This is a genomic window from Streptomyces sp. LBL (genome assembly GCF_029893585.1).
Taxonomy (GTDB): Bacteria; Actinomycetota; Actinomycetes; order Streptomycetales; family Streptomycetaceae; genus Streptomyces.
In genome coordinates this window covers 224,002-244,609 of record NZ_JARXYX010000009.1, presented here as the reverse complement: position 1 = coordinate 244,609, position 20,608 = coordinate 224,002, and the positions used below count along the sequence as shown (strand labels likewise).

At 71.1% G+C, this 20,608-nt stretch carries 16 protein-coding genes, 1 pseudogene and 1 riboswitch; of the genes and pseudogenes, 9 read left to right on the top strand and 8 right to left on the bottom strand.

The annotated features are described in order from the left end of the window. Positions 1-135: 135 nt before the first annotated feature. The 6 genes and pseudogenes from M2271_RS13885 to M2271_RS13860 all read left to right on the top strand — a co-directional run bounded on the left by M2271_RS13885 (position 136) and on the right by M2271_RS13860 (position 6,428). Positions 136-1,665 carry a GMC oxidoreductase gene (locus M2271_RS13885; RefSeq protein ID WP_280887476.1) on the top strand — a complete coding sequence of 510 codons (1,530 nt, stop codon included), beginning with the start codon at positions 136-138 and terminating at the stop codon, positions 1,663-1,665. Further along, on the top strand, positions 1,665-2,750 hold the full coding sequence (locus M2271_RS13880; RefSeq protein ID WP_280887475.1) for a glycine betaine/L-proline ABC transporter ATP-binding protein: 1,086 nt from the start codon (positions 1,665-1,667) through the stop codon (positions 2,748-2,750). Before M2271_RS13885 ends, M2271_RS13880 begins: the two co-directional genes overlap by 1 nt. After that, a complete protein-coding gene (locus tag M2271_RS13875; RefSeq protein ID WP_280887474.1) occupies positions 2,750-4,696 on the top strand; it encodes an ABC transporter permease subunit in 1,947 nt (648 codons plus the stop codon). Before M2271_RS13880 ends, M2271_RS13875 begins: the two co-directional genes overlap by 1 nt. A 1-nt stretch (position 4,697) precedes the next feature. Further along, a complete protein-coding gene (locus tag M2271_RS13870) occupies positions 4,698-5,651 on the top strand; it encodes an ABC transporter substrate-binding protein (RefSeq protein WP_280887473.1) in 954 nt (317 codons plus the stop codon). Between the two features lie 48 nt (positions 5,652-5,699). Continuing rightward, a pseudogene (locus M2271_RS13865) lies at positions 5,700-5,888 on the top strand (PLP-dependent aminotransferase family protein); the annotation flags it as partial. A 48-nt stretch (positions 5,889-5,936) separates the two neighbouring features. Continuing rightward, the gene (locus tag M2271_RS13860) at positions 5,937-6,428 is read left to right on the top strand and encodes a carboxymuconolactone decarboxylase family protein (RefSeq protein ID WP_280887472.1); all 492 of its coding nucleotides are present in this window, start codon (positions 5,937-5,939) and stop codon (positions 6,426-6,428) included. Between the two features lie 129 nt (positions 6,429-6,557). On the opposite strand, the gene M2271_RS13855 is transcribed toward M2271_RS13860, so the two are convergent. The 6 genes from M2271_RS13855 to M2271_RS13830 form a co-directional block, all read right to left on the bottom strand. After that, positions 6,558-7,454, bottom strand: a complete 897-nt coding sequence (locus M2271_RS13855) for an aminotransferase class IV (RefSeq protein WP_280887471.1) — start codon at positions 7,452-7,454, stop codon at positions 6,558-6,560. 10 nt (positions 7,455-7,464) lie between these two features. Then, positions 7,465-8,700 (bottom strand): FAD-dependent monooxygenase, encoded by a 1,236-nt coding sequence (locus M2271_RS13850; protein ID WP_280887470.1) that lies wholly within the window; start codon positions 8,698-8,700, stop codon positions 7,465-7,467. Then, complete coding sequence (locus tag M2271_RS13845; RefSeq protein ID WP_280887507.1) at positions 8,697-10,271, bottom strand: AMP-binding protein; 1,575 nt, start codon at positions 10,269-10,271, stop codon at positions 8,697-8,699. Before M2271_RS13845 ends, M2271_RS13850 begins: the two co-directional genes overlap by 4 nt. A gap of 122 nt (positions 10,272-10,393) precedes the next feature. Then, positions 10,394-12,085 carry an AMP-binding protein gene (locus M2271_RS13840; protein WP_280887469.1) on the bottom strand — a complete coding sequence of 564 codons (1,692 nt, stop codon included), beginning with the start codon at positions 12,083-12,085 and terminating at the stop codon, positions 10,394-10,396. Beyond that, positions 12,082-14,580 carry an aminodeoxychorismate synthase component I gene (gene pabB / locus M2271_RS13835; protein ID WP_280887468.1) on the bottom strand — a complete coding sequence of 833 codons (2,499 nt, stop codon included), beginning with the start codon at positions 14,578-14,580 and terminating at the stop codon, positions 12,082-12,084. Before pabB ends, M2271_RS13840 begins: the two co-directional genes overlap by 4 nt. 30 nt (positions 14,581-14,610) lie before the next feature. After that, positions 14,611-15,189 carry an antibiotic biosynthesis monooxygenase gene (locus M2271_RS13830; RefSeq protein WP_280887467.1) on the bottom strand — a complete coding sequence of 193 codons (579 nt, stop codon included), beginning with the start codon at positions 15,187-15,189 and terminating at the stop codon, positions 14,611-14,613. A 207-nt stretch (positions 15,190-15,396) separates the two neighbouring features. On the opposite strand from M2271_RS13830, the gene M2271_RS13825 reads away from it, so the two are divergent. After that, entirely contained in the window at positions 15,397-16,206 is an 810-nt protein-coding gene (locus tag M2271_RS13825) for a DUF3050 domain-containing protein (protein ID WP_280887466.1), read from the top strand. Between the two features lie 160 nt (positions 16,207-16,366). Here the strand turns inward: M2271_RS13825 and M2271_RS13820 are convergent, their stop codons facing one another. After that, positions 16,367-17,209 (bottom strand): DMT family transporter, encoded by an 843-nt coding sequence (locus tag M2271_RS13820; RefSeq protein ID WP_280887506.1) that lies wholly within the window; start codon positions 17,207-17,209, stop codon positions 16,367-16,369. A gap of 155 nt (positions 17,210-17,364) precedes the next feature. Between M2271_RS13820 and M2271_RS13815 the strand changes: the two genes are divergently transcribed. Next, positions 17,365-17,730 carry a hypothetical protein gene (locus M2271_RS13815; protein ID WP_280887465.1) on the top strand — a complete coding sequence of 122 codons (366 nt, stop codon included), beginning with the start codon at positions 17,365-17,367 and terminating at the stop codon, positions 17,728-17,730. Between the two features lie 136 nt (positions 17,731-17,866). Continuing rightward, positions 17,867-19,105 (top strand): glutathionylspermidine synthase family protein, encoded by a 1,239-nt coding sequence (locus M2271_RS13810; protein ID WP_280887464.1) that lies wholly within the window; start codon positions 17,867-17,869, stop codon positions 19,103-19,105. Between the two features lie 35 nt (positions 19,106-19,140). On the opposite strand, the gene rocD is transcribed toward M2271_RS13810, so the two are convergent. Further along, complete coding sequence (gene rocD / locus M2271_RS13805) at positions 19,141-20,385, bottom strand: ornithine--oxo-acid transaminase (RefSeq protein ID WP_280887463.1); 1,245 nt, start codon at positions 20,383-20,385, stop codon at positions 19,141-19,143. A gap of 92 nt (positions 20,386-20,477) precedes the next feature. Next, positions 20,478-20,567: riboswitch (ZMP/ZTP riboswitch) on the top strand. The last annotated feature ends 41 nt before the right edge of the window (positions 20,568-20,608 follow it).

Below are 20,608 nucleotides of genomic sequence, written 5' to 3'. Positions count from 1 at the left end.
CGACGCCCAAACCTCGTCCCTCGTCCCCTCAAACCCCGTCCCCCCACCGGCCCCTGGCCACTCGGCCCCACCTCCCCGGCCCCACCTCCCCGGCCACCCCGAGCCCCGGCCTCGTACGCCCCTGGAGTACCCCCGATGCCCGAGAACCCACATGTCTACGACTACGTCGTCATAGGTGGCGGCACCGCAGGATCCGTCATCGCCTCCCGTCTCACCGAGGACCCCGACGTAACCGTCGCCGTCATCGAGGGCGGCCCCAGTGACGTGGACCGCGAGGACGTGCTGACCCTGCGCCGCTGGATGGGCCTGCTCGGCGGCGAACTCGACTACGACTACCCGACCACCGAGCAGCCGCGCGGCAACTCCCACATCCGGCACAGTCGGGCCCGTGTCCTCGGCGGCTGTTCCTCGCACAACACCCTGATCGCGTTCAAGCCGCTGCCGTCCGACTGGGACGAGTGGGAGGCGGCCGGTGCCAAGGGCTGGGGCGCGGTGCCGATGGAGGCGTACTTCGCGCGGCTGAAGAACAACATCGTTCCGGTCGACGAGAAGGACCGCAACGCCATCGCCCGCGACTTCGTGGACGCCGCGCAGGAGGCGCTGGAAGTTCCCCGCGTCGAGGGCTTCAACAAGAAGCCGTTCACCGACGGTGCCGGCTTCTTCGACCTCGCCTACCACCCCGAGAACAACAAGCGGTCGAGCGCCTCGGTGGCGTACCTCCACCCGGTGATGGACGAGCGGCCCAACCTCCACATCCTGCTGGAGACCTGGGCGTACCGCCTGGAGCTGAACGGCACCCGCGCCGAGGGCGTGCACGTGCGCACGAAGGAGGGCGAGGAGATCCTCGTCCGGGCCGGCAAGGAGGTGCTCCTGTGTGCCGGTGCCGTCGACTCGCCCCGGCTGCTGCTGCACTCCGGCATCGGCCCGAAGGAGGACCTCGTCAAGCTGGGCATCGAGGTCGTGCACGACCTGCCGGGCGTCGGCGAGAACCTCCTCGACCACCCCGAGTCGGTGATCGTCTGGGAGACGAACGGCCCCATCCCCGAGAACTCCGCGATGGACTCCGACGCGGGCCTGTTCGTACGCCGCGACCCCGAACACGCGGGCCCCGACCTGATGTTCCACTTCTACCAGATCCCCTTCACGGACAACCCGGAGCGACTGGGCTACGAACGCCCCCCGTACGGCGTCTCGATGACCCCGAACATCCCCAAGCCGAAGAGCCGCGGCCGGCTCTACCTGACCAGTGCCGACCCGTCGGTGAAGCCCGCCCTGGACTTCCGCTACTTCACGGACGAGGACGACTACGACGGCCGTACCCTCGTCGACGGGATCAAGATCGCCCGTGAGATCGCGAAGACCGAGCCGCTGGCCGGCTGGCTCAAACGCGAGGTGGCGCCGGGGCCGCAGATCACGGACGACGCGGAGCTGAGCGAGTACGCCCGCAAGGTCGCGCACACCGTGTACCACCCGGCGGGGACCTGCCGTATGGGAGCCGCCGACGACCGACTGGCTGTCGTCGACCCCGAGTTGAAGATCCGCGGTCTGGACGGTATCCGGATCGCCGACGCCTCCGTCTTCCCGACCATGACCGCGGTGAACCCCATGATCGGGGTGCTCATGGTCGGTGAGAAGGCGGCCGAACTGATCGGAGGAGACGCCTGATGGCGCTCACAGTTCCCACCCGCAAGCCCCCCACGGACGACTCCGCCGCCCCCGTCTTCTCGGTGGACGGCCTGTGGAAGGTCTTCGGCCCGAAGGCCGACACCGTCCCCGCCGACCCCGAGCTGAACGTCCTCGAACCCGCCGAGCTGCGCGACCGCACCGGCTGCACCGCCGCCGTCCGGGACGTCTCCTTCGACGTACGCAAGGGTGAGGTCTTCGTCGTCATGGGCCTGTCCGGCTCCGGCAAGTCCACGCTGGTGCGCTGTCTGACCCGGCTGATCGAGCCGACGGCCGGCACGATCCGCATCGACGGCGAGGACGTCCGCGCCATGGACAAGTCCCGGCTGCGCGAACTGCGCCGCCACCGTGCCGCGATGGTCTTCCAGCACTTCGGTCTGCTGCCGCACCGCACCGTCCTCGACAACGTGGCGTACGGCCTGGAGATCCAGGGCGTCGGCAGGGCGGAACGCCGGGCACGCGCCCAGGACGTCGTCGACAAGGTCGGCCTGGAAGGCATGGAGCAGCGCCGCCCGGGCCAGCTCTCCGGCGGCCAGCAGCAGCGCGTCGGACTGGCCCGCGCGCTCGCCGTCGACCCGGAGGTCCTGCTGTTCGACGAGCCGTTCAGCGCGCTCGACCCGCTGATCCGGCGCGACATGCAGGAGGAGGTCGTGCGGCTGCACCAGGAGGAAGGCCGCACGATGGTGTTCATCACCCACGACCTCAGCGAGGCGCTCAAACTGGGCGACCGTATCGCGCTGATGCGTGACGGCGCCGTGGTGCAGCTGGGCACTCCGGAGGAGATCGTGGGCTCCCCGGCCGACGACTACGTCCGCGAGTTCGTCCGGGACGTCCCGCGCGAGCAGGTCATGACGGTCCGCACGGCCATGCGCCCCGGGGACTGCGGCGCCCTGGACCACCCGGACGCGCTCGCCCCGGACGCGGTGGTCGCCGATGCGATCAAGGTCGTCGCCCGGACCCGCGAACCGGCGTGTGTCGTGGAGGACGGCCGGTGTCTGGGGGTCGTCGACCACGCACGGCTCCTGGACGTCGTGGCCGGAACGGAGCTCCGCAAGGAGGCAGTCTGATGGCAACGGTCACCGCTCCCGCCCCCCGGATCTCCCTCCCCGGCGTCCTCAGGCACCGGGCTGTCCACAAACTGCTGCTGCTCGCCCTCGCCGCCGCGGTCCTCGTCCCCCTCGCCAACGCCCACTGGGCCAGCGGAAGCTGGCCGGACGCGCTCACCGTCGACTTCACCGCCCCGCTGTCCAGGACCAGTGACTGGATCATCGACAACCGGGACAGCCACCCGCTCTTCCTCTACTTCTTCGGCTACGTCAGCAACGGCGTCGTCCTCGCCGTACGGGCCGTCTACCTGGTGCTGCTCGGCGTCGGCTGGGCCGGAGTCACCGCCATCGCCGCGCTGGTCGCCTGGCGGGTCGCCGGAGTGAAACTCGCCGCCGGGACCGCCGCCGCGTTCCTGGCCTGCGGTCTGCTCGGCATGTGGATCCCGACCATGCAGACGCTCGCCCTGATGGTGGCGGCCGTCCTCGCCTCGGTCGCCGTGGGCGCCCTGCTGGGGCTCGCCGCCGGGCTGTCCGACCGGATGGACCGCATCCTGCGGCCGGTCCTGGACACCATGCAGGTCCTGCCCGCCTTCGCCTACTTGCTCCCGGTGGTCCTCATCTTCGGCATCGGCGTCCCCGCGGCGGTTCTCGCCACCGTCGTCTACGCCGCCCCGCCCATGGCCCGGCTCACCTCGCTCGGTCTGCGCGGCGCCGACAAGGGAGTGCTGGAGGCGGTCGAGTCACTGGGCTCCACCGCCCGCCAGCGCCTGCTCACCGCCCGGCTGCCGCTGGCCCGCAGGGAACTCCTGCTCGGCCTCAACCAGACGATCATGATGGCGCTGTCCATGGCCGTCATCGCGTCGGTGATCGGCGCCGGCGGCCTCGGTGACCGCGTCTACCAGGCGCTGGCCTCCGTCGACGTGGGCGCCGCCCTCGCGGCCGGTATCCCGATCGTGCTCCTCGCCGTCGTCCTCGACCGGATCACCGGCGCCGCCGGAGACGGCACCACGCCGACCGAGGGATCGCAGCGCGCGGGATGGGTGTACGCCCTCCTCGCCGCGGTGGCCGTCGCGGTCGCCGGACGTCTCCTGGGCCGCCTCGACTGGCCCGACGCATGGACCCTGAACATCGCCGAGCCCGTCAACCGGGCCGTCGACTGGATGACCGCGCACCTCTACTCCGGTGTTCCCGTCGTCGGCGGCACCGCCGACTGGGCGGGCCACTTCACCACCTGGGTCCTCGACCCGCTCCGGGACGGCCTCCAGGGGCTGCCGTGGTGGTCGGTGCTGCTCATCGTCGCCGCACTGGCCTGGGTGATCGGCACCTGGCAGACCGCGCTCACCGCGGTCCTCGCGATGGCCGCGATCGGTGTGCTCGGAGTGTGGAAGCCGTCCCTGGACACGCTGTCCCAGGTACTGGCGGCGGTCGCCGTCACCCTCGTCCTGGGCTTCGCGACCGGTATCGCGGCGGCCCGCAGCGAACGCTTCGAGCGGATGCTGCGGCCCGTCCTCGACGTCTGCCAGACGATGCCGCAGTTCGTGTACCTGATCCCGGTCGTCGCCCTGTTCGGCGTCGGCCGCGCCCCCGCCGTCGCCGCGGCGATCGTGTACGCGCTGCCGGCCGTCGTCCGTATCACCACCCAGGGCCTGCGCCAGGTCGACCCGGCGGCGATGGAGGCGGCGCGCTCGCTGGGCGCCGGCAGTGGCCAGCAACTCCGCCAGGTGCAACTCCCGCTGGCCCGGCGGTCCCTGCTGCTCGCCGTCAACCAGGGCGTGGTCCTGGTCCTCGCCGTCGTCATCATCGGCGGCCTGGTCGGCGGTGGCGCGCTCGGCTACGACGTCGTCTTCGGCCTCGCCCAGGGCGACCTGGCGACCGGCCTGGTCGCCGGCGCCGCGATCGTCTGCCTCGGGCTGATGCTCGACCGGGTGACCCAGCCCACCGAACGCCGCGCGAAGAAGGGAGCGTGACATGCGACTTCGTACGACTGCCGTAGTGGGCTCCCTGCTGCTGGTGACCGTGACCGGCTGCGGTGCCGCCGACATGACCAAGCAGGCCTCGCCCTTCGCCAACGCCCAGGGCGCCAAGACCGTGACCCTGTCCACCCAGTCCTGGGTGGGCGCCCAGGCCAACGTGGCCGTCGCCCAGTACCTCCTGGAACACCGGCTCGGCTACCGCGTCGACACCGTCCAGGTCGACGAGGTGCCCGCCTGGGACGCGCTCAGCCAGGGCCGCGTCGACGCGATCCTGGAGGACTGGGGCCACCCCGAGCAGGAGCAGCGGTACGTCAAGGACAAGAAGACGATCACGCCGGGCGGTGGGCTCGGCGTGACCGGACACATCGGCTGGTACGTGCCGACGTACTTCGCCAAGCAGCACCCGGACGTCACGAACTGGAAGAACCTCAACAAGTACGCCTCGCAGTTCCGTACGCCGGAGAGCGGCGGCAAGGGCCAGCTGATGGACGGCTCACCCTCCTATGTCACCAACGACAAGGCGCTGGTGGAGAACCTGAAGCTCGACTACCAGGTCGTCTTCGCCGGTTCCGAGGCCGCCCAGATCACGCAGATGAAACAGTTCGCCAAGGAGAAGAAGCCCTTCCTGACGTACTGGTACGCCCCGCAGTGGCTGTTCAAGAAGGTCCCGATGACCGAGGTGAAGCTGCCCGCCTACAAGGAGGGCTGCGACGCCGACCCGGCGAAGATCACCTGCGCCTATCCGCAGACCCCGCTGCAGAAGTACCTCAACGCGGACTTCGCGAAGAGCGGCGGCGAGGCGGCGGCCCTGCTGAAGAAGTTCACGTGGACGACCGAGGACCAGAACGAGGTCTCCCTGATGATCGCCGACCAGAAGATGTCGCCGGACGAGGCGGCGAAGAAGTGGGTGGACAGCCACGAGTCCACCTGGAAGGCGTGGCTGTCCTGACTCCGGGCTACCTCTGACCGAGGGCGGCGCCCCCGGCGCTGGGCGTCGCCGGACACCGAACAGGAGGCGCTGCGGGCCGCGGCCCGGCCGGGGCTCGCGCTGCACGGCCCGCACCGCTACCGTCACCCGGAGGCGACCGTCGAGCGGTACGACGCGCTGGTCGTGGGATACGGGACGCCGCCGGAGCACGCCTGGTCCGGGGCGCTGGACGCATGGTGTGCGGCGCTTCCCGAATAATCGTCCGTTTTCCCTTTCCGGAATGCCGTTCGCCGATAGAGTGACCCCATGAGCAATAGCGATTCCATAGCCCGCGTGGCCCTCAAGAAAATCACCCCCGACGTCTCCGCGGCGATGGGCTCCCTGCACGGCGCCGCCGTTTCCGCGGCCCAGGACGCCAAGGTCGAACCGGAACTCCTGGAACTGATCAGGATCCGCGCCTCGCAGCTCAACGGCTGCGCGTTCTGCCTCGACATGCACACCAAGGACGCCCGCGCCCAGGGCGAGACCGAGCAGCGGATCTACGCGCTCAACGCCTGGCGGGAGACCCCCTTCTTCTCCGGACAGGAGCGCGCCGCACTGGCGTTGACCGAGGCGGTGACGCTGGTGCACGACGGTCACGTCCCGGACGCGGTATACGCCGAGGCCGCGGAGGTCTTCGACGAGAAGCAGATCGCCGCACTGATCTGGGCGGCCACCGTCATCAACGCCTACAACCGGATCGCGATCGCGACCCGGATGGCGCCGGGGGCTTATCAGCCGGCACAGAAGAAGAACTGAAACTGAATTCGGGCAGCTTTTATCGCGCCGGGTCGAATGGACTCAGAAATATGGGGTCTCATTCGGCCCGGCGCATGTCTTTTGTCTTTCTCCGCCCGGCCCGTGCCGTTGCCGTCGGGGGTCCGGGAATCAGCGCTCCGGCAGCGGCTCCATGAGGCCATCCAGCCAGGTCCGCCATTCCGGAGCCCGCACCGCCGGTGCCGCTTCCATCGGGCGGGCCGTCCAGCCCGTCACGGGCCGGATGCCGTGCAGTGCGTTCACCAGCCAGACCTCACGTCCGTCCAGTTCGGCCATGGTCCGCTCACGGTGGGCGACGCGGGTCCCGGTGCGCCAGGCATGTTCCTGGATGAGTCCGACGGTGACCCCGGGCAGGACGGGCAGCCGTGGCGGGGGCAGGCACAGGGTGTCGTCCTCCCACCACAGCACGCTGGCGGTGGGCGCCTCCAGCACCAGTCCGGAGTGCGCGATCAGCACCGCCTCGTCCGCGCCCGCGCCGGACGCCCGCCGCCGGATGCGGGCCAGGGCGTCCAGGTCCGGGCCCTTGCGGCGAGGGACGGTCCGCGGGTCGGACTGTCCGGCCGCCCACACCCGTACACCGGAGCCGAGCGGCGGCGCGTGCCGCAGCAGCAGCCGTAACTCCTGGGAACCGGCGGCGAGTTCGACGCGGGGAAACCACTCACCGGTACGCGGCAGGGCCGCCGTCATGTCCTGCCAGAACTCCACGATACGGCGCAACGGCGGCCCGCCACACTCGCCACACGCCCGCAGGAACCGCTCCCGGTGCCGCTCGAACCCCCGCACCCGCCCGTCCCGCACCAGCCAGGAGTCCGCGACGAGCAACCGGCCCCCGACCGGCGCTCCCGTCGCCGGCCGCGTCCCGACGGCCGGCCCTGTCTCCGCCGCCGCGCCTGTCGTCGGCGTCCCCCCGGTCGGCGTCCCCGTGGCGGGCCCACTGGCCGTCGCCACCAGCCCATCGCCGGGCGTCCACCTCAACAGTCCTTCCGTGACCGCCGGTTGTATCGCCACAATCCCCTCCTCAGTACGTGCCGCCGGCCGCGACCGGCGTCCCGCCGCGCGGCCCGTAGGGCGCGTGTTCCAGCCACGATCCGCACCACGGCAGCACCGGAGCGAGAGTCGCCGCCGCCCGCTGCTTGACCCGGACGATCCGCCGCCGTGGCCGCAGATGGTCCAGCGCCTCCCCGGCAGCGGCGCTGTTGAACAGGGCCGCCGCCCGCCGCACCGCGGCGAACTCGGCGACCGAAGCGACCGCCCCCGCCGCCCCCTCGGCCCCCGCGGCGACGGCCCCCTCGGCCCCTTCCGCTCCCGCGGCCGCCGCGACGGCGTGCGCTGCCGCTGCCGCGTCCGCGATCCCGCTGTTCATCCCCCGCGCCCCGAACGGCGGGAAGAGATGCGCCGCCTCCCCGACGAGCAGCACCCTCCCGTGCGGGTCGGTGAACGAGGCCGCGACCTTGCGCAGGAAGCGGTACGTCGACACCCACAGGATCCGCTCGGTGTACCCGTCCCCCACGACCGACGGCAGCCACCGGCGTACGGCCTCCTCAGTGCCGTACGCCTCCTGTTGGTCGTCGTCCCGGCACTGCAGGTCGACCTGGAAGCCCCCGGTGAACGGCACCCGCATCACACTGCGCCGTCCCACCCCCGGATGCTCGTAGTGGAAGACCCGCTCCAAGGGCAGTTCGGCGCCGGGGACGTCGGCGACGTCCACGACGACGTGGAAGCCCTCCCCGCGGCTGCCCTCCATGGCGATGCCCAACTCGCGCCGGAGCGTGGAGCGGGCACCGTCGGCGGCGATCGCGAATCCGCCGCTCCATACCCGCCCGTCCTCCCCGGTCAGCCGGACCCCGGACGCGGTGCTGTGGACGTCCGTCACGCGGGCGTCCCACTCGAAGTCCACCCCGGCCCGCTCGCAGGCGGCCCGCAGGAAGCGTTCGGTGTCGACCTGGCGCAGGCTGGTGAAGGGCGGGGTTCCCGTAGGGGGCGGGTAGGTCCGGGAGTAGACCTCGCGGCCCCGGTAGAGGGTGCGCCGGGTGTGCCAGGTCTGCCCGTACGACGTGATCTCGTCGGCGAGCCCGGGCTGCATCCCGTCGAGGAGACGCAGGGTCTCCCGGTGCACGAACAGGGCCCGGCTGCCGGGACGTTCACGGTTCTTCGGGTCGGCCTCCAGGAGGAGGACCGGCAGCCCCCGCGCCCGCAGGGCGAGGGCCGCCGACAGTCCGACGGGACCGGCGCCGACGACCAGAACCGGGTTCACGTGCGCGCGCCCGCGGCCAGCATGCGGGTGATCTCCACTCGCTTCACCTTCCAGGTGGCGGTCATCGGCAGCTCCTCGAACCGCCACTGCCGCGGCTCGGCCATCGCCGGCAGATCGGCCGTGGCCTTCCGCCAGCGCTCCGCGTCCAGTGGCTGTTCCCCCCGCACGCACACCACCGGCACCGGCTCCCGGTCAGCGCCGGCCACGATGACGACCTCGCGGAGTTCCTCCAGCCGCTCCATCAACGCGTCCTCGACCTCGAGATTGCTGTGCATGGCGTCGATCTGGTCGACCTCACGGTCCATCAGATGCAGGACGCCCAGGCGGCTGCGGTGCCCCATGTCGCCCATCTGCCACCAGCCGTCGTCGAGTTGACGTTCGTACTGCTCCCGCGCCCCGAGGTAGGTCAGGATGCGGCCCCGGGTGCGGGCCTCGATCCGGCCGGCCCTGCCGGGCGCCACCCGCCTGCCCTCGGCGTCGGTGATCCGGATCCGCGTGAACCCCGGTATCCCGATGCCGACCCGGCGGCCGTCCGCGCGGGCAGCGCTGCGCCGGGTGAACCACTGGAAGGCGACCGGCCCGGTCTCGCTCTGCCCGTACAGCTGGACCAGCCAGGGCGTACGCCGCTTCGAGGCGTCCAGAAGCCGCCGTACGGTCCGTGGATGGATCGCGTCGAACGTGGAGCCGTACGCCTTGACCCGCGACAGCGGCGCCCCCGGCGCGTCGGCCAACTCCTCCCACAGGACGAAGGTGTTGGGATGCGTTTCCACGATCCCGGGCCGGTGCCGCACCAGCAGCGGCGCCACACTCGCCGGGTCCGGGTCGGTGATCAGCACCAGCGGGCTGCCGAAGTGCAGCAGCACACCGAGCAGATGGTAGAAGCGCGAGTGCACGAACGACATGTGCAGCGCCGCGGTCTCGCCCCGCGTGGGCCAGCCCATCGCCTGCTGCGGTACCAGCCGGTTCCACATGGTCTGCGCACAGTGCACCGCGAGCTTGGGAACGCCGGTCGTGCCCGAACTGTGGGTGATCAGCGCGGGCTCCCGAGGGTGCAGCCGTACCGGTGCGGGCGGCTCGGCGCCGGCGTACTTCTCCAGCGGCTCGGCGTCGGGAGCGTCGTCCACGGAGAGGGTCCTGCGTACGAGCCCGGACAGGTCGACGCCGTTGAGCGGGCCGTCCAGCTTCGCCCGGTCGGTGATCAGCCAGGGCCGCCGCAGCCGGGCCAGCAACTGTTCCACGACGGGTCCGGCGAGGGCGGGTGAGAGCAGCACCGGCACCGCGCCGATCCGGGAGACCGCGCAGGTCAGCAGCACGATGTCCACGTTGTCCGTCTTGTGTACGGCCACCTGCTCCGAGGGTCGCACCCCTGCCTCCCACAGCTGCCCCGAGAGCTCCTCGACCACGTCGGCCAGCACCGGATAGCTCAGATCGACCCCGAGGGACGGGTTGACGTCCAGCGGCCGGTCGAGGGTGACGAAGACGGAGCCGTGGCGGTCGGCCGCCCGCCGGAACAGCGGGCCGAGATAGAACCCGCGCTCGGTGAGCAGGGGGTTTCCGGTGGGCCGGGGGATTCCGGCGGACCGGGGGTTGCGGGCGCGCACGGAGTTTTCGGCGAGCACGGGGTTTTCGGCGCGCACGGAGTTTCCGGCGAGCACGGGTAGATCGGGCACGGGGCCCTTCCTTTCTGCCATGGTCACCACGCGCCCCTGCGGACCAGGTGACGGCGGAGCTTTCCGGTCGGGGTGCGGGGCAGGGACGGGACGAAGCTGACGCTGCGGGGGACCTTGAAGGCGGCCAGGTGCTCCCGGGCCAGCCGGATCAGGTCCTCCTCCAGCCCTGGTGGCAGTGGAGCGGCGGGGACGACGAAGGCGCGCAGCCGGCTGCGGTCGTTCCCGTCCCGGACGGCGGTGACCGCGGCCTCCCGCACCGCCGGATGCGTCCGCAGCACGGCCTCCACCTCCAGCGGGGAGACGGTGATGCCGCCGACCATCTCCATGTCGTCGGCGCGACCAAGATGCCGGTAGGTGCCGTCCGGTTCACGGCACGCCCGGTCCCGGGTGGCCAGCCAGCCGCCGGCCAGGGCCCGGTCCGTCTCTTCGGGCCGGTTCAGATAACCGGGCGTCACCGTCGGCCCGCGCACCCACAGTTCGCCCTCGGCGCCCTCCGGCACCGGATGCCCGTCCCCGTCGCGCAGCTCCACCTCGAAGCCGGGGACGGGACGGCCGACGGTGCCGGGACGGTTGTACTCGAAGCTGTTGGCGCAGAAGGCGTGCCCCGCCTCGGTGGAGCCGATCTGCTCCAGCACCGGCGCGCCCAGCAGTTCGGTGACCTGCATCCCGAGCCCCGTCGGCATGCCCTCGCCGGCCGACACCGCCGCGCGTACGGAGCCGAAGCAGGCCTCGTGCCCGGTGCCCCGGTCGGTGACCAGCGCGGCGTACGCGGACGGTACGGAGTACAGCAGCGTCACCCGGTGCCGGGCGGCCAGCTCGTCGACGACGGCCGGGGTCGGACGCCGGTCCACGAGCACCGCCGACGAGCCCGAGAAGAGCGGGAAGACGACGGCGTTGCCGAAGCCGTAGGCGAAGTACAGCTTCGACACGGACAGGGTGACGTCGTCCTGGGTGATCCGCAGCAGCCGCCGCCCGATCAGGTCGTGGTACGTCCTGGGGTCGCCGTGCGTGTGTACGACGCCCTTCGGGCGGCCCGTCGTACCGGAGGTGTACTGGATGTAAAGCGGGGTGTGCGCGTCGACCGGGTGCGCCGGTGCCGGACCGGTGACCGGGGTGAGGGCGAGGAACTGGTCGGCGCCGAGGCGTGTCCGGCCGCTGAAACGATCCTCCAGGCCCGGCCCGGTCACGCACAGCACGGCCTCGGTGTCCTCGGCCATGAACGCGTGCTCGGCCGGGGGGAGTTCGGGATTGACCAGGACCGCCACGGCCCCGAGCCGGGCGGTGGCGAGGAACGCCGTCACCCAGGCGATCCCGTCGGGCAGGGCGAGCAGCACCCGGTCGCCGGGGCGCACACCGTGCTCGGCGAGCACACCGGCCGCGCGGGCCGCGAGAGCGTGCACCTCGCCGTGCGTCCAGACCCGGTGGCCCTGGTGGAAGGCGGCCCGCCCGGTCCACCCGCGCAGCTCGGCGAGGGCGGCGAGATGCGCGGCGAGGTTGCCGGGGGCGTCGGCGTCGGGCAGGGGAGGCCTGGAATCGACCTCGGCCGAGGGGAGCGTGCTTCCCTCGGCCGAGGGAAGCGTGGGACGGGGGCTCGTCGTCGGGCGGGTGTCTCCGTGACGATCGGCGATGGTCGTCATCGGGCGGGCTCCTCGGTGACGGTCGGCGGTGGTCGTCGTGGGGTGGGTGTCTCCGTGGCGGTCGGCGGTGGTCGTCATCCGGCGGCCTCCTCGGTGACGGACTTCGGCATCCGGGTGTCGATCCGCTCCCGCTGCTCGCGGATCCGGTCGACCGTGTGCTCCCGGTGCGCTCGCATCTGTGCGGCTGTCTTCAGCAGCATCTCGTCGTACTCCGCGACCGGGTCCGAGTCGAGGACGATGGCACCGCCCGCGCCCAGCCGCATCATCCCGTCGGCGAGTACGGCCGTACGGATCACGATGCTGAGATCGGCGCCGCCGCTGCACCCCAGGTAGCCGAGGGCCCCGGAGTAGACGCCCCGGGCCTCGGTCTCCAGCCTGTCGATGATCTCCATCGTGCGCAGTTTCGGCGCGCCGGTCATGGAGCCGCCGGGGAAGCAGGCGCGCACGCAGTCCACCGCGTCCGTGCCCGCACGCAACCGGCCTTCGACGGTGGAGACCAACTGATGCACGGTGGCGTACGTCTCCGTGGCCATCAGCCGGGGAACACGTACCGTCCCGGTCCGGCAGACCCGGCCCAGGTCGTTGCGGAGCAGGTCCACGATCATCAGGTTCTCGGCGCGGGTCTTGGCGTCCGCGGGCAGCGCGTCCCTGAGCCGGGCGTCCTCCTCGGGCCCGTCGCCGCGCGGCGCGGTGCCCTTGATGGGCCTGGCCTCGGCGACCCCGTCCCGGCTGATCCGCAGGAAACGCTCGGGGGAGGAGCCGGCCACGTCGAGGTCCTTGAACCTCAGGAAGGCCGCGTACGGTGCCGGGTTGACGCGGCGCAGGACCCGGTAGAAGTCGTAGGCGTCGGGCGGGGCGGGCAGACGGGCGGCGTCGGTCAGACAGATCTCGTAGCTGGTGCCCGCCCGCAGCTCTTCCTGGCAGGCCTCGATGTCCGCGAGGTAGGTCGCCCGGTCGCGCACCAGCCAGGGCTCGGCGGCGAGCAGGTCCGGTCCGGGGGCCGGCGCGGACCGCGCCGGCACCTCGGCGGCCGGGCTCATGCCGACACCCACGCAGGTGAGCTGGGCGAGCGTGTTGTCCAGCCAGTCCGTGGCCTCCCGCGCGGCCTGCGGGGTGTCCTCCGCCAGGCAGACCGCGTAGGTGAAGCCCTCCCGGTGGTCGACCGCGATCAGCCGGTCGGCGAACAGCCAGCAGGAGTCCGGCAGTTCGGACGAGTGCCGGTTCGGCGAACCGCAGTCGGCCTTCGTCTCGTAGCCGAAGTAGCCGACGTAACCGCCGGTGAAGTCGAAGGGCAGTCCGATGGCGTCCACGCGCCGGTTCGCCAACTGCCGCTTGAGGTAGTCGAACACGCTCGCCGTGATCTTGCGCGGCGGGCGTCCCGCCCGCTCGATCTCGCAGCGCCCGGTCTCGACGTCGTACCGCACGAACTCGGCGAGCGGCCCGCTGTCGTCCCCGAAGAACGAGAACCGCGACCGGCTCGGTTCGACCAGCGAGCTGTCCAGCCAGAACGCCCGCTCGGACGGGGCGTACATCCGCGTGAAGGCCGCCTCCGCGTCGACCGCGCCGGCGAGGCGACGGGTGTGCAGCCGGTAGGAGGGGCCGCCGGAGCGCCGCGGGCGCGGGATGGGCAGGGGGGAGACCGATGGCGAGCCTGTGGCGGATGGTGCGTCCGTGGCGGAAGGCGAGCCCACGGCGGAAGGTGCGTCCGTGGCAGATGGTGTGCCTGTGGCGGACGGTGTGTCCGTGGCGGACGGTGTGTCCGTGGCGGACGGTGCTGCGATGGCGGTCGGAGTCGCCGTACCCCTCGGGGTTGCCGTGGCCGTCGGAGTCAGCGTGCCTGTCGGGTCCGTGGTGGCCGTCGGAGTCAGCGTGCCGGTCGGGTCCGTGGTGGCCGTCGGAGTCGCGGTGCGCCTCGGGGCCGCGCTGCCCGTCGGGCGGGGGATCGCCGCCTCGGTCGGGGGCACGGCAGTGTTCTTCGCACGCAGCTTGCGGGTCCGTTCCGCCGTGAGGTTGCGGAAGTTCACGAGCATGCGGTGCCCGTACTCGGTCAGGACGGACTCCGGGTGGAACTGCAGGCCCCACACGGGCCGGGTGCGGTGCCGCAGTCCCATCAGCACACCGTCCTCGGCCCACGCGGTGGCCTCCAGGGCTTCGGGCAGCGGCTCGCGCACGGCCAGCGAGTGGTAGCGGACCCCGGTGAAGTTCTGCGGCACCCCCTGGAACAGGTCCCGCCCGTCGTGCCGTACGGAGGTCAGATAACCGTGCCGGGGCTCCGGGGCCGATTCCACCAGGCCGCCCTCCGTGAGAGCGATGCCCTGGTGGCCCAGGCAGACGCCGAGGACGGGCACCGGGGACTCGGCCAGCATGCGGGCGCTGATGCCGAAGTCGCGGGTCTGCGCCGGGTGCCCCGGGCCGGGCGACACCACCACGTTGTCGAATTCCGCGAGATCCGGAACCGAGCCGACGGGAGCGTCATTGAGGATCACCACCGGATCCTCGCCGTTGACCTCGGCGATCAGCTGGAACAGGTTGTACGTATACGAGTCGTAATTGTCGATGAGCAGGGTCTTCACCCGCCCACCTCCCTTGCGTCGTTCTCTGGCCTACGCGGTCCGTTTGTGCCGTCCGCGAAGCGCCTGGAGCGGTGGATACAGCCATTTCTTGAAGAAACGCTGAAGGCGCGGCATCAGAATCCAGGTGACGATGGCCGTCACACACAGGCACAACAGCAGCGTACGAATGAACGGATTGAGGTCCCCGAGATAGGGCACCACAATCATATTGAACAGCAGTACCGGCGGGAACACGGCACTCATATTCACGAACCATAGTTTCCATTTCGACGGCGGGGCCGGCGGTGCGGCGGGCCGGTCGCTCTGGATGTCGAACCACGCCTTCGCGCCCCGGACGCTTCGGCGGCCCGTCGGCCGGGAAACCTCCTCGGCACGGATGTCCCACTGTCTGCGATCGGTGGAGTTCTCCCAGGCCAGGACGGATCCTTCGCTGGCGAAGCGATAGACGACATGCCACTCCGCTTCTCCGTCGACAAGAACGCCACCCCCCAGGAAGCCCGGCTGCTGCGCGCTCGCGGCCAGCATGGCCCACCCCCAGGAGTGGAACTCTCCTTCGTGGCCCGGCACCACGTGATAGGCCACGGTGACGGTGACGGGATTACTGGTCACGCTGTCGAGTACGCGAAGAAGGCCGAGGCCGTTCAAATCTTCAACGAAGTTTTCCAGCTGTCCGGAACGTGACTTTTTGTGGCCCTTTCGGTGCCCTTGGGGTCTTGTGTTAAGCGGTACCGCGGGTAACTTCCGTCGAATTCACGGAAGCGCTTGCCGGGGAGCCGCTAAAGCTGCACGATCGCTCTCTCCGACCTAAGGAGTTACATGTCCAGGTACGACTGGAACGTGAGCCACGAGGGAATCACCCGGGCCCGGGCCGAGATCGAACCCGCGCGAAAAGAAGTCACCGCTCATCCCCTTTACCAGCGGATAAGCAGCCGGGACCGCATGGCGACGTTCATGGCCCACCATGTGTTCGCGGTGTGGGACTTCATGTCCCTGCTCAAGTCCCTGCAACGCGAACTGACCTGTGTCGACGTCCCCTGGGTGCCGCGCGGCTCGGAGGTGAGCCGGCGGCTGATCAACGACATCGTGCTGGTCGAGGAGAGCGACGAGCTGAACGGTGGCTTCACCAGTCACTTCGAGCTGTACCGCGCGGCCATGACCGAGGCGTCGGCCGACACAGCCCCGATCGACAGGTTCCTCGCGCTGATCGCCGAGAGCCACGAGGTCTCCGCGGCGCTGCGGGTCGCCCAAGTCCCCTCCGCCGCCGCCGAGTTCGTCCGCACAACCTTCACGATCATCGCCGACCGGCCCCTGCACTGCCGTGCCGCCGCCTTCGCCTTCTCCCGCGAGGACCTCATCCCCGACATGTTCGACCAGGTCATCAAGGAGGAGGGCACCGACCCGTTCCCCCTCTTCCGCGACTACCTGGCCCGCCACATCGAGGTCGACGGCGAGGAGCACACCCCCATGGCCATGCAGATGGTCGCTGACCTCTGCGGCACGGACGAGATCCGCTGGCAGGAGGCCGTCGAGACGGCGCACCTCGCGTTGGAGGCGAGGGTCCGGCTGTGGGACGGGATCACGGAGGCCATGGAGGCCACGGAGGTCACGGAGGTCACGGTGGGGTGAGGGGTGAGGGTGGGGTGAGGGGCGACGGTTGAAGCGAGGGGGAGAGGGGCCTTCCTTCAGGCACGGGATGTCCTTCGCCCCGTTCCTTGCCTCGCATGCCTCCTCACCCCGTGCGTCTCCTCATCCGTACGTCTCCTCGCCCCTCGCCCCGTATGTCTCCTCACCCCGCATCGGCAGCCGCCGGGGCCGGCGGTGCCTCTCCGAACCGGGCCAGCGCCAACGCCCCCACCACCGCGATGAGGAACCCCAGCACCGCCGCCCACCCCAAGCCCTCCCGGGTGCGGTCACCGAGCCAGATCACGCCCACCGCCGCCGGGCCGACCGTCTCGCCGATCACCATGCCGGCGGTGACGGCCGTGACCGAGCCGGTGCGCAGCCCTGAGGTCAGGGACAGGAACGCCGCCGCGCCGCCCAGCAGCAGGGCGTACGCAGCCGGATCGCGGAGGAGGTCCAGGAGGGCGACCGAGTCGATCAGCCGTACCGCCACCTCGACCACCCCGAACCCGAACCCGGCCCCCAGTCCGAGCACCGCGGCCCGCACCCGCTGCGGCAGCCGTCCTCCGGCCAGCCCGAGCAGCAGCACCGCCACCGCCACCCCGAGCAGCGCGTACGGCAGCGCCGTCGGTCCGCCGCGGTCCCCCTCCGTCCCGGAGGCGATCCCCAACAAAGCGAGCCCCGCGCACACCACCGCCACGGCACCCCACTCCCGCCCACTCAGCCGCACCCGCAGCAGCCGCGCCCCGACCACCGCCGTCACCGCGAGGCTGGACGCGAGGGCTGCCCCGACGGCGTAGATCGGGACCGATCGCAACGCGGCGACCTGGAACAGGAAACCGAGCCCGTCCAGCGCCAGCCCCGCCACATACCGCCACTGCCGGACCGCCCGCAGAAGCAGCGCCGCCTCCCCGTCCCCACCTCCCGCGGCGTCCACCGCCCGTGCCGCCATCGCCTGCAACACCGTCGCCGTACCGAAACAGACCGCGGCGCCGAGGGCGCACAGCATTCCAAAGAGCACGAAGCGACTGTAGGGGAGGGAATGAGCGGCGTCCCGCCCGTGCGCGGCGTCCTGCGGATCCCTAAACTGTCCGCCGGACATCGAACACGGGTCGCACACGGTTCCGGCTCAAGGGCTACAGGGCTACAGGGGGAGACACGAACATGGCGGACGCACGTCGGCAACTTCGCTCGGGAACGGTCGCACTCGGCGGCGTGGGACTGCTCGCCGTGGCCCTCACGGCCTGTTCCTCGGACCCCGACAAGCGCTGCGTCGACCGCGACAGCTACACCCGCGGCAAGGGGTACCAGGTCGTCGCCGACAAGCACTGCAAGTCCTCCACCAGGGTCAACGGCGTCTACTACTACGGCGGCAAGAAGAACAGCGGCTGGGTCAACGACGGCTCCTTCAGTAAGTCCGGCAAGAAGTCCGGCAGTTCGGGCGGCAGCGGAGGCGGCGGCGTCGACCGCGGCGGCTTTGGCAGCGGAGGAAACGGCGACGACGGCGGCAAGGGCAGCTCCGGCGGCTGACAGGCCATCCAGACAGGAAGGTCTGCCTGACGACCCGCCCGACGCCCGCACCGCCCGACGCCCGCACCGACGGCCGACGCCCACACCGCCGACAACCTGCCCGTCGACCCGTCAGAGAGCCCCCAGGGAACCCCGCGTGGAACGCCACACCATCGAGCCCCGCCCCGGCTGGCAGCAGACCGTCGAGGAACAGGGGCTCATCTACCCCCTCACCCGCTACCCCGACAACTCCCTGCGCCCCTACTGGGACGAGAGCGCGTACTACGCCTTCACGCTCCCCGAGGTCGAGGCTCTGGAGGAGGTCGTCGAGGAACTCCACGGTATGTGCCTCGCGGCGGCGGAGCACATCGTCTCCGCTGGTCGCTTCGCCGACCTCGGCATCACCGACCCGCGCGTCGCAGAGGCGGTCGCCGAGGCATGGCGACGGCGCGCCGAACTCCCGTCCGTCTACGGCCGCTTCGACCTCCGCTACGACGGCACGGGCCCGGCGAAGCTCCTGGAGTACAACGCCGACACCCCCACCTCCCTCGTCGAGGCCGCCTCCCCCCAGTGGTTCTGGATGGAGGAACGCTTTCCCGGCGCCGACCAGTGGAACTCCCTCCACGAACGCCTCGTCGCCGCCTGGAAGAAACAGGCGGCCCTCCTCCCGCCCGGCAACCCCCTGTACTTCGCGCACTCCTCCGCCGACGAACTCGGCGAGGACCTCATGACGGTCGCCTACCTCAAGGAGACCGCGGTGCAGGCGGGCCTGGACACCGACTGGATCTCCATGGAGGAGATCGGCTGGGACCCGCTGTCCGGCCGCTTCGTCGACAACCAACTCCGCTTCATCCGTGGCTGCTTCAAGCTCTATCCCTGGGAGTGGCTCACCACCGACCGCTTCGCCGGCCACGTCCTGGACACCCTCGACAACGGCGGCGGCACGGGCAGCACCCTGTGGATCGAACCCGCGTGGAAGATGCTCCTCAGCAACAAAGCCCTGCTCGCCATCCTCTGGGAGCTGTATCCAGGCCACCCGAACCTCCTCCCCGCCTACCTCGACGGCCCACGGGAGCTGGCCCGGACGACCGGTTACGTCGCCAAGCCCCTCCTCGGCCGCGAGGGCGCGGGGGTGACCATCCACGATCCGGAGACGTCCGACCCCTCCGGCCCCTCCGACCCCTCCGCCCCCTCCGCCCCCTCCGGCACCGCCACCGCCCTCCGCGACGAGCCCTGCTGCTACCAGGAGTTGGCCCCCCTGCCCGACTTCGACGGCAACCGCGTCGTCCTCGGCGCCTGGGTCGTCGAGAACGAGTCCGCCGGCCTCGGTATCCGCGAGTCCTCCGGCCTCATCACGGACGAGTACGCCCGCTTCCTGCCCCACGTGATCCGCTGAGCGTCGCCGTCCACAGAGCATGTCGGACGGCCGCCTCACCGACGCCCTGTTCTGACCTCTTCCACCTCCGCGTCCTCCACATCCAGTACGGCACGCAGCTGGGCCAACCCCCAGTCCAGGTCCTCCTCGGAGACGACCAGGGGCGGCGCGATCCGGATCGTCGCCCCATGCGTGTCCTTCACCAGCACGCCCCGCTCCATCAGCCGCTCCGACACGTCCCGCCCCGTGCCGTACGCCGGGTCGATGTCGACGCCCGCCCACAGTCCGCGCCCGCGCACCGCCGTCAACCGGCCCGTCCCCGCGAGCACCCTCAGCTCCCGCAGCAGATGAGATCCGAGCTCCGCCGCCCGCGCCTGGTACTCGCCCGAGCGCAGCATCGCGATCACCTCCAGCGCCACCGCACAGGCCAGCGGATTCCCGCCGAACGTCGAACCGTGTTCCCCGGGCCGGAACACCCCGAGCACCTCGGCGCCCGCCACCACCGCCGACACCGGCAGGATTCCGCCGCCCAGCGCTTTCCCCAGTACGTACACGTCCGGCACCACCCCCTCGTGCTCACACGCGAACGTCCGCCCCGTCCGCCCCAGACCCGACTGGATCTCGTCCGCCACGAACAGCACGTTCCGCTCCCGCGTAAGCTCCCGCACTCCCGCCAGATAACCGGCCGGCGGCACCAGTACCCCCGCCTCCCCCTGGATCGGTTCGAGCAGCACGGCGACCGTGTTCTCGGTCACCGCCGCCCGCATCGCCGTCAGATCCCCGAACGGCACGATCTCGAAGCCCGGTGTGTACGGCCCGTAGTCCGCCCGCGCCTCCGGATCCGTGGAGAAGCTGATGACAGTCGTCGTCCGCCCGTGGAAGTTGCCGCCCGCGACCACGATCTTCGCCATCTCCGCCGGCACGCCCTTGATCCGGTATCCCCACTTCCGGGCCCCCTTCACGGCCGTCTCCACCGCCTCCGCGCCGGTGTTCATCGGCAGCACCATCTCCATGCCGCACAGCTCGGCGAGCTCGGTGCAGAACGCCGCGAACCGGTCGTGATGGAACGCCCGCGACGTCAGCGTCACCCGCTCCAACTGCGCCTTCGCCGCCTCGACCAGCCGCCGGTTGCCATGGCCGAAGTTGAGCGCCGAGTAACCGGCCAGCAGGTCCAGATACCGCCGCCCCTCCACATCCGTCATCCACGCGCCGTCGGCCGTGGCGACCACCACCGGCAGCGGACGGTAGGTGTGCGCACTGTGGGCCTCCGCCGCGGCGATGAGCCGTTCGGTCGTGGACACGGGACCTCCCGGGGTCAGACTGCCCTCCCTACCTATAGTCGCTCGCATGGCGGACAGGGAACCTTGGCCGTTCGCCGCGCCCGGTAGGCTGGCCGACAGGCCGTGACTGGCGCGCTGGGATGGGACGGACCATCGGGGAGCGGCCTGCGAGTGACCGAGTGCCGTGCGCCTGGGCCGAACCGTGAACCGTGACCGTTGCAAGCCACGCAGCCCGGAGGCCGCC